The sequence below is a fragment of the Streptomyces sp. SID3212 genome, assembly GCF_009865405.1.
In the GTDB taxonomy this organism is placed as follows: Bacteria; Actinomycetota; Actinomycetes; order Streptomycetales; family Streptomycetaceae; genus Streptomyces.
This window is the reverse complement of sequence record NZ_WWJY01001020.1, coordinates 1-10723: the sequence shown is the minus strand read 5'-3', so window position 1 is coordinate 10723 and position 10723 is coordinate 1. Positions and strand designations below refer to the sequence as shown.

Below are 10723 nucleotides of genomic sequence, written 5' to 3'. Positions count from 1 at the left end.
ACGCGGACCGCCCGCGACACGCGGACCACCCGCGACACGCGCACGGCCGCCGCCACGCCGACGCCACGCGCGCCCGTCGTCCGTACGGCGGCGCGCCGGGGTCGCACTCCCGGTCCGTCGGCCCTCCCGCATCGCGGTCCTCCCGTCGGTTCGTGTTCGACGTTGCTCCTGCGGCCGTTCCCGGCGCTTTTCGGCCGCTCGGGAACCGCCCGTACCAGCGGCACATGCGCCTGGCACCCGGCGGCGCCCCGGCGAGTGAAAGCTTCGCGCATATCGGCCCCGGGACCGACGGTACGTCACCCCGGGCACCCCGCCGCACGGTAGCTTTTCCCACGTCGGACCAGAGGCCCCGAACGCGTGGCTCCGGTAAATTACCTCACGTCACATACTGTCCCTTTTGTGGAGTTTCACTCCCGATGCTGTTTACTGAGGCCGCTGGGAAAGGCGAACCTCGTCCCACACTGGAGGTCCCGGTGACGACACGTGGAGTTCTGTACGTTCACTCCGCACCGCGCGCGATGTGCCCCCACGTCGAATGGGCGGTGGCCGGAGTCCTCGGCCTGCGGGTCCAGCTCGACTGGATCCGGCAGCCGGCCTCACCCGGCACCTGGAGAGCCGAGGTCTCCTGGAAGGGCGAACCGGGCACGGCGTCCAAGCTCGCCTCCGCCCTGCGCGGCTGGCAGATGCTCCGCTTCGAGGTGACCGCCGAGCCCTGCGCCACGGCGGAAGGGGAGCGCTACAGCGCCACGCCCGACCTCGGCATCTTCCACGCGGTCACCGGCATGCACGGCGACATCCTGGTCCCCGAGGACCGGCTGCGCGCCGCGCTGGCCCGCTCCCGGCAGGGCGAGACCCAGCTGGAGGCGGAGGTCGCCAAGCTGCTCGGCAAGCCGTGGGACGACGAGCTGGAGCCCTTCCGGTACGCGGGCGAGGGCGCGCCGGTCCGCTGGCTCCACCAGGTCGTCTGAGCGCTCCCGCGCACGGGGGCGTCTCCCGGGGTCCTACCGTGGACCCATGACCGATCATCTCGCAGTAGCCGTCCTCGGCACCGGAATCATGGGCTCCGCGATGGCCCGCACCCTCTGCCGCGCGGGACACGACGTCCGGGTGTGGAACCGAACCCCCGCGAAGGCCGAGCCGCTCGCCGCCGACGGCGCGCGGGTCGCGGCCACCGCCGCCGAGGCGGTGACGGGCGCCGACGTGGTCCTCACCGTCGTGTACGACGCGGCAGCGGTCCGGGACGCCTTCACCGCCGCCGCGCCCGGCCTGGGCGCCGGGACCCTCTGGCTCCAGTCGACCACCGTGGGCCTCGCGGACGTCCCCGGGCTGGCGGCCCTCGCGGCGGAGTACGGCGTCGTCTTCTACGACGCGCCCGTGGTCGGCACCAAGGCCCCTGCGGAGAACGGACAGCTCGCGGTGCTGGCGGCGGGCCCCGAGGAGCACCGGGACCGCCTCAGGTCCGTCCTGGACGTCATCGGGCGGCGCACGCTCTGGCTGGGCGAGGACGGCGCCTCGGCCGCCGCCACCCGCCTCAAGCTGGTCGCCAACGGCTGGACCCTGACCCTGACCAACGGGGCGGCCGAGGCGCTCGCCCTGGCCAAGGGGATCGGCGCCGACCCGAGAGCCTTCCTGGACCTCACCTCGGGCGGCCCGATGGACGTGCCGTACCTCCACGCCAAGGCGGAGATGATCCTCGACGGGGACTACACGCCGAGCTTCTCCGTCAACACGGGGGCCAAGGACGCCCGGCTGATCGTCGAGGCGGCGGAGGCCGAGGGCGTCCACCTGGACGTCATGGCCGCGTGCGCCGAACGCTTCCGCCGCGCCAAGGAGCTGGGGCACGGCGAGGAGGACATGGCGGCCTCGTACTTCGCCAGCTTCGACGAGTGACATGAGCTCCTTGCACGGCGAGGCCCGTCCCCACCCGGGGGACGGGCCTCGTGCCGTGCGGCGGTGCGCGCCGCTCGTACGGACTCAGACCGTACGCAGCGCCAGGACCACGTTGTGGCCGCCGAAGCCGAAGGAGTTGTTGATCGCGGAGATCGTCCCGCCGGGGAGCGCGCGCGGCTCGCCCTTGACGATGTCCGCGTCGACGTCCTCGTCCTGGTCGGTCAGGTTGATCGTCGGAGGGGCCGTACGGTGGTACAGCGCCAGCACGGTGGCCACCGTCTCGATACCGCCCGCGCCGCCCAGCAGGTGGCCGGTCATCGACTTCGTCGCGGACACGGCGACATGGTCCAGCTCGTCGCCCAGCACCCGGCGCAGCGCCTTGATCTCGGCGACGTCGCCCTGCGGGGTGGACGTGGCGTGCGCGTTGAGGTGCATGACCTCGGACGCCTTGAGGTCCGTCGACGCCAGCAGGTTCTCCAGCGCCTTCGCGATGCCCCGGCCGGTCGGCTCGGGCTGCGCGATGTGGTGCGCGTCCGACGAGATGCCCTGGCCCAGCAGTTCGCAGTAGACCCGCGCGCCCCGCCTGGCCGCGTGCTCGGCGGATTCCAGTACGACGATGCCCGCGCCCTCGCCGAGGACGAAGCCGTCGCGGCCCGTGTCGTACGGGCGGGAGGCGCCGGCCGGGTCGTCGTTCTTCTTCGACATCGCCATCATGTTCGTGAACGCGGCGATGGGCAGCGGGTGGATGGCCGCTTCCGTACCACCGGCGACCACGACGTCGGCCCGGCCGCTGCGGATCATCTCCACCGCGTAACCGACGGCCTCGGCGCCCGAGGCGCAGGCCGAGACGGGAGTGTGCACGCCCGCCTGGGCGCCCACCTCCAGACTGACGTTGGCGGCCGGGCTGTTGGGCATCAGCATCGGCACGGTGTGCGGGGAGACGCGGCGTTCGCCCTTCTCCTTGAGGACGTCGTACTGGTCGAGCAGGGTCGTGACGCCACCGATGCCGGAGGCGATCACGGTCCCGAGCCGGTCGGGGTCGACGGAGGTGTCGTCACCGGCGCGGGCGGTGAAACCCGCGTCCGCCCACGCCTCGCGGGCCGCGATCAGCGCGAACTGCGCCGAGCGGTCCAGCCTGCGGGCGAGCGGACGGGGCAGTACATCGCCCGGGTCGACCGCCGCGACGGCGGCGATGCGGACCGGCAGACCGGCGAAGCGCTCGCCCTCCAGGGGCTTCACCCCGGAGCGGCCGGCGAGCAGACCTTCCCAGGTCGATGCGCTGTCGCCACCCAGCGGTGTGGTTGCGCCGATACCGGTGACGACCACGGTGCGATTGGTCGAGCTCACTGGAATTCTTTCTCCACGTGTAGAGGGTGCTGAATTTTATACGGCGCCACCACCGGGTGGCGTCAGCCGCGCGGTGCGGTCAGTCCTGGTGCTTGAGGATGTAGTTCGCGGCGTCGCCGACCGTCTTCAGGTTCTTGACGTCGTCGTCCGGGATCTTCACGTCGAAGCGCTCTTCGGCGGCGACGACGACCTCGACCATGGACAGCGAGTCGACGTCGAGGTCGTCGGTGAAGGACTTGTCCAACTGGACGTCCTCGGTCGGGATACCGGCGATCTCGTTCACGATCTCGGCGAGACCTGCGACGATTTCTTCCAGCGTGGCGGCCATGTGGGCGCTCCTTCGATATTGAGCAGAGGGATATATGGGAACACGTACCGGAGGGTCCGGCGTGACTAGGGGAGGGTAACGACCGTAGCGGCGTACACGAGACCCGCCCCGAAGCCGATGACGAGCGCCGTGTCGCCGCTCTTCGCCTGTCCGGTCGCCAGGAGCCGCTCCATCGCGAGCGGGATCGAGGCGGCCGAGGTGTTGCCGGTGGTCTCCACGTCACGCGCGACCGTGACGCTGTCCGGCAGCTTGAGGGTCTTCACCATCGAGTCGATGATCCGCATGTTCGCCTGGTGCGGGATGAAGACGTCCAGATCGGCGGAGGTGATGCCCGCCGCGTCGAGGGCCTGCTGGGCGACCTTCGCCATCTCGAAGACGGCCCAGCGGAAGACCGCCTGGCCCTCCTGCGTGATGGCGGGGAACTTCTCCACCGTGCCGTGGCGGTACTCCTCCCACGACACCGTCTGCTTGATGGTGTCGGACTTGTCGCCCTCGGAGCCCCAGATCGTGGGGCCGATCATCGGCTCCTTCGAGGGGCCCACGATCACGGCGCCCGCGCCGTCGCCGAACAGGAAGGCCGTGGCCCGGTCCTCCAGGTCGGTCAGGTCGGAGAGCCGCTCCACGCCGATGACGAGGACGTACTCCGCCGAACCCTCGACGACCATGCCCTTGGCGAGGGTCAGCGCGTAGCCGAAGCCGGCGCAGCCCGCGGAGATGTCGAACGCGGCGGGCTTGCCCGCGCCGATCGCGTCGGCGATCTCCGTGGCGATGGCCGGGGTCTGCTTGAAGTGCGAGACGGTGGCGACGATCACCCCGCCGATCTGCTCGGGCCTGAGCCCGGCGTCGGCGATGGCCTTGCCGGACGCCTCGATGGACATCGCGGCCACGGTCTCCTCCGGGGAGGCCCAGTGGCGGCTCGTGATTCCGGAGCGGGAGCGGATCCACTCGTCGGACGAGTCGATCGTCTCGAGGATCACCTCGTTGGGCACGACCCGGGTCGGGCGGTAGCCGCCGACGCCCATGATGCGCGCGTACGGAGCACCCTTGCTGGGCTTGATCTTCGACATGCTCTCTGGCTCCTTTAGTCAGCCGTGGAGGAGTGCTCGGCGATCAGGGTGCGGGCCGCGTCGAGATCGTCGGGGGTCTTCAGGGCCAAGGTCTTCACACCGGGCAGGGCGCGCTTGGCGAGACCGGTCAGGGTACCCCCGGGGCAGAGCTCGATCAGCGCGGTGACGCCCCGCTCCTGGAAGGTCTCCATGCACCGGTCCCAGCGGACCGGGCTGGCCACCTGGCCGATCAGACGGGTCAGTACGTCGGCGCCGGTGGCGACGGGCTGACCGTCCTTGTTCGAGACGTACGGTACGGCCGGGTCCGCGGGGTCGAGCGCGCGGGCGGCCTCTTCGAGCGCCGAGGACGCGGGGGCCATGTGGTGCGTGTGGAACGCGCCGGCCACCTTGAGCGCCACGACACGCCGTACACCCTCCGGAGGGTTCGCCTCCAGCGCCGCGAGCTGTTCCAGCGTGCCCGCGGCCACGATCTGGCCGGACCCGTTCACGTTCGCGGGCGTCAGCCCGAGCGTCTCCAGGTGCGCCACGGTGGTGTCGGGGTCGCCGCCGAGCAGGGCGGACATCCCCGTCCTGGTGACGGCGGCGGCGTCGGCCATGGCCAGGCCGCGGGTGCGTACGAGCCTGATGGCCGCCTCGTCGGTGAGGACACCGGCGAGCGCGGTGGCCGCCAGCTCGCCGACGCTGTGACCGGCCACCGCGCCGACGTCACGCGCCAGGTCGCCGGTGGCGGGGAAGAGTTGACGGGCCGACAGCAGCGCGGAGGCCACCAGCAGCGGCTGGGCGACGGCCGTGTCGCGGATCTCGTCCGCGTCGGCCTTCGTGCCGTAGTGGACGAGGTCCAGGTCGATGGCGGCCGACCAGGCCCGCAGCCGGTCTTCGGCGCCGGGCAGATCGAGCCAGGGAGACAGGAAGCCGGGCGTCTGAGCGCCTTGGCCGGGAGCGACGAGTACGAGCACCCTCACACTCTCTCTTGTGGATGGCCTTCACCGCCCGTGACGACAGGGACGAAGAACCGTCGGGGGAATTGTTGGAGTACGACAAAAGTCTAGGACTGAGCCTCCCGCTCGGCCAAGCGCCCGAGGATGAGGGCGATCCGGAGCGTGAACGCGGACCGTACATCGGAAGGTGACCATCCGGTGACGTCAGTCACTCGTCGAAGCCGGTAGCGCACGGTGTTCGGGTGGACGAAGAGCATCCTGGCGGCGCCCTCCAGGCTGCTCGCCTGCTCCAGATAGACACTCAGAGTCTCCAGCAGCGCGGAGCCCGCCTCCTCCAGCGGTCTGTAGATCTCCTCCACCAGCTGGTCCCGCGCGGCCGGGTCGGAGGCGATCGCGCGCTCCGGCAGCAGATCGTCGGCGAGGACCGGGCGGGGGGCGTCCTGCCAGGCGAAACAGGCCTTGAGCCCGGCGGCGGCGGCCTGCGCGGACTTCGTCGCGGCCAGCAGATCGGGGGCCACGGGTCCCGCCACGACGGGCCCCGCCGCGTACGGCCCGATCAGGGCCTTGGCGACCTGGAGCGGGTTGTCGCTGCCGCCCGCGATCACCACGAGGCGGTCGCCGAGCACGCCGGTGAGGACCTGGAGCTTGGCGTGCCGGGCGGCCCGGCGGATCGCCTCGACGGTCAGCTCGCTGTCCCCGTCCGGGGCCGTGCCGAGCAGGACGCAGACGTGTTCGGGGGCGTTCCAGCCGAGCGCCGCGGCCCGGGAGACCGCGCCCTCGTCGGCCTCCCCGGAGAGGACCGCGTTGACGACGAGGGATTCGAGCCGCGCGTCCCAGGCCCCACGGGCCTCGGCGGCCTGCGCGTACACCTGTGCGGTGGCGAAGGCGATCTCGCGCGCGTAGACGAGCAGGGCCTCCCGCAGCACGGACTCGTCGCCGGGGGCGGCGACCTCCTCGATCGCCGTCTCCATGACCTCGATGGTCGTCCGTACCATCTCGACGGTCTGGCGCAGGGTGATCGCCCGCGTCAGCTCCCTCGGAGCCGTACCGAACACGTCCGTGGAGATGGCCTGCGGGGTCTCCGGGTGACGGAACCACTCGGTGAACGCGGCGATGCCCGCCTGCGCGACCAGCCCAATCCACGAACGGTTCTCCGGCGGCATCGCGCGGTACCACGGCAGCGTCGCGTCCATGCGCGCGATGGCGTTCGCGGCGAGCCGCCCGGCCGACTGCTCCAGGCGGCGCAGTGTCGCGGGGTGGGAGTGGGCTACGTTCGCTGGTTCAGGCACGGGGACAAGACTGCCTTATCGGTACGGGTGAGGAAGCCGCCGGGGCGCCCGGCATCCCCTACGGTGGGACCTGTGATGCGAGTCGTGCGCGCAGAGGAGCGTTACCGGGGCGGCGATCCCTCCGCCGGTATCGAATCCTGGCACGCCCTGTCCTTCGGACGGTTCTACGACCCGGACAATCTGCGCTTCGGCGCGGTGCTCGCCTGCAACGAGGAACGGCTCGCGCCGGGCGCCGGTTTCGGCGAACACCCGCACAGCCACACGGAGATCGTCACCTGGGTCGCCGAGGGCGAGCTGACCCATCGCGACTCGGCGGGCCACGCCACGGTGGTCAGGGCCGGGGACGTCCAGCGGCTCAGCGCGGCGGACGGGGTACGGCACGTGGAGCGCAACGACGCGGAACTGCCCCTGGTGTTCGTGCAGATGTGGCTCGCGCCGCTGGAGCCGGGCGGGGAGCCGGGGTACGAGATCGTGCGCGGCATCGCCGACTCCACGCCGTACGCCCTCCCGCAGGCCGGCGCGATGCTGCACGTGCGCCGGCTGCGGGAGGACGAGCGCGCGGCCGTACCGGACGCGGCGTTCGTGTACGTCCATGTCGTACGGGGCCGGGCCCGGCTGGACGGCGAGGAGTTGGGACCGGGGGACTCGGCGCGGATCACGGACGCGGAGGGCCTGGACGTGACGGGCGGCCCTGCGGAGGTCCTGCTGTGGGAGATGTCGGGCCGGCTCTAGGGCTTGCTTTGTCGTCCGTCGTCCGTCGTCCGTCGTCCGTCGTCCGTCGTCGTCCGTTGTCTGTCGTCCGGCGTCGCTCAGCCCGCGCGCAGTTCGGCCAGCACCGCGTCCGTGAACGGGGGCCACGCCTCGATCGCCCACGGGCCGAAGTCCCGGTCGGACAGGGAGACGCAGGCCGCCCCCGCGTCCGGGTCGACCCACAGGAACGTACCGGACACCCCGAAGTGGCCGAACGTGCGCGGTGAGGACGAACCGCCCGTCCAGTGCGGGGACTTGGTGTCGCGGATCTCGAAGCCGAGGCCCCAGTCGTTGTTCTTCTGCCGCCCGTAGCCGGGCAGGATGCCGGAGAGCCCCGGGTGGACGACCGTCATGGCCTCCAGCACCGTGCGGGGGTCCAGCAGGCGGGGCGCCAGGAGTTCGGCGGCGAAGCGCGTCAGGTCGTCGACCGTCGAGACGGCGGCCCTGGCCGGGGAGCCGTCCAGTGTGGTGGAGGTCATACCGAGCGGTTCGAGGACCGCCTGGCACACGTACTCCCCGAACGGGATCTCGGTGGCCTTGGCGACATGGTCGCCCAGCGCCTCGAAGCCCGCGTTCGAGTAGATCCGGCGGGTGCCGGGCGGGGCCGTCACCCGGTTCTCGTCGGCGGCCAGTCCGCTGGAGTGCGCGAGCAGGTGACGGACGGTGGAGCCCTCGGGACCGGCCGGCTCGTCGAGTTCGACGGCCCCTTCCTCGTACGCCACGAGGACGGCGTACGCGGCCAGCGGCTTGGTCACGGAGGCCAGGGGGAAGCGGTGCGAGGTGGGACCGCGCGACCCCACGACGGTGCCGTCCGCCCGTACGACGGCGGCGGCCGTGGTCGGCACGGGCCAGTTGTCGATCAACGCCAGACTCTGCATACGACGAGCGTAGAGGTCTAGAGCGTCAGCCTCATGGCGGGGTCGGGGGTACGGACGAACCCGAGCGAGGCGTACAGCGGTTCGCCCTCGCGGGACGCGCGCAGGTCGATCTTCCGTACCCCGCGCGCACGGAACCAGTCGAGCAGCGCCTCCACGCAGGCGCGGGAGTAACCGCGGCGGCGCAGGTCGGGGTCGGTGGCGACGCTGAACACATAGCCGCTGATGCCTGTGGGGTTGGCGGGGCCGCCGAGGCGGTGCTCGATGACGCCGACGGCCGTCGCCGCGAGTGCGCCGGGGGTGTGCGGGGTGCCCGAGGTGTCCGGGGCATCCGGTCGATCTACCACAAAGGCGGTCAAATCGCCCGAAGGGTCCGCGAGTTTCCGCCGGAGCGTCTCCACCGCGGCGGGCTGCCAGCCGAGGTCCGTGCTGGGCCCGGCGAGGGAGTCGAGCATCACCGTGCGGAGGCGGACCAGTTCCTCGGCGTCGGCGGGGGTGGCGGGTCGTGCGAGGGTCATGCGGACGATGCTAGGGCGTGTCCGCCGCGAATCTCGTCGCATTATTCGCTTGCTTCGAGTGCACTCGAAGGTTCTAGCGTGTGACGCATGACGCTGATGGAGAGTAGCCCCGCCGTGACAGAACCTGTCGACGTCTGCGCCGCGCCTCCGCGACCCCACCCGAGCCCCGACGGCAAGGACCGCTACACGATCAGCCAGGTCGCCGCCTTCACCGGCCTGACCGCGCACACCCTGCGCTGGTACGAGCGGATCGGGCTGATGCCGCACGTCGACCGGTCGAACACCGGGCAGCGCCGGTTCTCCAACCAGGACCTGGACTGGCTGGAGTTCGTGACCAAGCTGCGGCTGACCGGCATGCCGGTCGCGGACATGGTGCGGTACGCGGAGCTGATCCGGGTAGGCGAGGAGACGTTCGAGGAACGGCAGGAACTGCTGGAGCGGACCCGTCGCGACGTCATCGACCGGATCAGCGAACTCCAGGACACCGTCGCCGTGCTCGACCACAAGATCAGCTTCTACGCGGGTGCCCGTCGGGCGCCGGAAAGGGTCTGAAGACCCATGAGCGACAGCACGATCACACCCCTGACCCCGGTACGACTCGGCACCACGGGACCGGAGGTGGGCGCCCAGGGATTCGGCTGCATGGGCCTGAGCGACACCTACGGGCCCACCACGGACGTGGCGGAGGCGCGGGCGACGCTGGAGCGCGCGCTGGAACTGGGCGTGACGCTGTTCGACACGGCGGACGTGTACGGGCAGGGGGAGAACGAGAAGTTCATCGCCCCCTTCGTGCAGGCGCACCGCGACGAGATCGTACTGGCCACCAAGTTCGGGCTCGGCGTGTCCCCGGAGGACGGGGCCAGGACCATCCGCAACGACCGGGCGTACCTGCGGGCGTGTGTCGAGGGCAGTCTCACGCGGTTGGGGGTCGATGTGATCGACCTGTACTACATGCACCGGCGTGACGTGAGGGTCCCCGTCGAGGAGACGGTCTCGGCCATGGCCGAACTGGTCGCGGAGGGCAAGGTGAAGCACCTCGGGCTGAGCGAGGTCACCGCGGGTGAGCTGCGCGCCGCGCAGGCCGTGCACCCGATCGCAGCGCTCCAGTCGGAGTGGTCGCTGTTCAGCCGCGACATCGAGGAGCGGATCGTGCCGACCGCCGTCGAACTGGGCGTGGCGCTCGTGCCGTACTCCCCGCTCGGCCGCGGCTTCCTGACGGGCTCGTTCGTCAACGCGGAGCAGGAGCTGGGCGAGGGCGACTTCCGTCGCGGACAGCCCCGCTTCAACGGCCCGAACGCCCGCGCGAACGCGGCGCTGCTGGAGCCCGTACGCAAGATCGCCGAGGGCCGCAACGCGACGCTCGGCCAGGTCGCCCTGGCCTGGGCGCAGCAGCGCTCGGCGATCCACGGCCTGACCGTGGTCCCGATACCGGGAACCCGCAGCCGCGCCCGGGTGGAGGAGAACACCGCCGCGACCCGCCTGGTCCTGACGGACAGCGAACTGGACCTCCTGGCCCCGATCGCGTCCCGCGTGAAGGGCGGCAGGTCGGCGGACCTGACGTTCGTCTCGGCGGGCCGAGAGTAGCCTCGGGCTCCGGCCGGAGGGGGCACACGCGGGTTACGACTCCGGCCCCGCCGGACGGGCACGCGGGTACGGCTCCGGCCCCGCCGGCGCGGTTCGGGTGGCGTACGTCCGTGGCGCCGGCCGCGCTTGCGTGGCTC

The 10723-nt window shown here is 71.5% G+C and carries 11 protein-coding genes and 1 pseudogene; 5 read left to right on the top strand and 7 right to left on the bottom strand.

The features are described from left to right. Positions 1-473 precede the first annotated feature (473 nt). Entirely contained in the window at positions 474-968 is a 495-nt protein-coding gene (locus tag GT042_RS30370; protein ID WP_161311906.1) for a DUF3145 domain-containing protein, read from the top strand. A gap of 34 nt (positions 969-1002) precedes the next feature. After that, a pseudogene (locus tag GT042_RS30365) lies at positions 1003-1890 on the top strand (NAD(P)-dependent oxidoreductase); the annotation flags it as partial. Between the two features lie 84 nt (positions 1891-1974). Here GT042_RS30365 and fabF read toward each other — a convergent pair. The 5 genes from fabF to GT042_RS30340 form a co-directional block, all read right to left on the bottom strand. Then, positions 1975-3237: a beta-ketoacyl-ACP synthase II gene (fabF, locus tag GT042_RS30360; RefSeq protein WP_161311904.1), complete on the bottom strand. Its 1263-nt coding sequence runs from the start codon at positions 3235-3237 to the stop codon at positions 1975-1977. Between the two features lie 79 nt (positions 3238-3316). Then, entirely contained in the window at positions 3317-3565 is a 249-nt protein-coding gene (locus tag GT042_RS30355) for an acyl carrier protein (RefSeq protein WP_161311903.1), read from the bottom strand. Positions 3566-3630: 65 nt separating this feature from the next. Next, positions 3631-4632: a ketoacyl-ACP synthase III gene (locus GT042_RS30350; protein ID WP_161311902.1), complete on the bottom strand. Its 1002-nt coding sequence runs from the start codon at positions 4630-4632 to the stop codon at positions 3631-3633. A 14-nt stretch (positions 4633-4646) separates the two neighbouring features. Continuing rightward, on the bottom strand, positions 4647-5588 hold the full coding sequence (locus tag GT042_RS30345) for an ACP S-malonyltransferase (protein ID WP_161311901.1): 942 nt from the start codon (positions 5586-5588) through the stop codon (positions 4647-4649). 89 nt (positions 5589-5677) lie between these two features. Further along, positions 5678-6859 carry a helix-turn-helix domain-containing protein gene (locus GT042_RS30340; protein ID WP_161311900.1) on the bottom strand — a complete coding sequence of 394 codons (1182 nt, stop codon included), beginning with the start codon at positions 6857-6859 and terminating at the stop codon, positions 5678-5680. Positions 6860-6934: 75 nt separating this feature from the next. On the opposite strand from GT042_RS30340, the gene GT042_RS30335 reads away from it, so the two are divergent. Continuing rightward, on the top strand, positions 6935-7591 hold the full coding sequence (locus GT042_RS30335; RefSeq protein WP_161311899.1) for a pirin family protein: 657 nt from the start codon (positions 6935-6937) through the stop codon (positions 7589-7591). A 77-nt stretch (positions 7592-7668) separates the two neighbouring features. Here GT042_RS30335 and GT042_RS30330 read toward each other — a convergent pair whose 3' ends face one another. Beyond that, entirely contained in the window at positions 7669-8487 is an 819-nt protein-coding gene (locus GT042_RS30330) for a serine hydrolase domain-containing protein (protein ID WP_161311898.1), read from the bottom strand. A 17-nt stretch (positions 8488-8504) separates the two neighbouring features. After that, entirely contained in the window at positions 8505-9002 is a 498-nt protein-coding gene (locus GT042_RS30325; RefSeq protein WP_161311897.1) for a GNAT family N-acetyltransferase, read from the bottom strand. An 87-nt stretch (positions 9003-9089) separates the two neighbouring features. Between GT042_RS30325 and GT042_RS30320 the strand changes: the two genes are divergently transcribed. Both GT042_RS30320 and GT042_RS30315 read left to right on the top strand, forming a co-directional pair. Continuing rightward, positions 9090-9554, top strand: coding sequence for a MerR family transcriptional regulator (locus GT042_RS30320; RefSeq protein WP_161311896.1), 465 nt, complete (start codon positions 9090-9092; stop codon positions 9552-9554). 6 nt (positions 9555-9560) lie between these two features. After that, positions 9561-10586 carry an aldo/keto reductase gene (locus tag GT042_RS30315; protein ID WP_161311895.1) on the top strand — a complete coding sequence of 342 codons (1026 nt, stop codon included), beginning with the start codon at positions 9561-9563 and terminating at the stop codon, positions 10584-10586. Positions 10587-10723 lie beyond the last annotated feature (137 nt).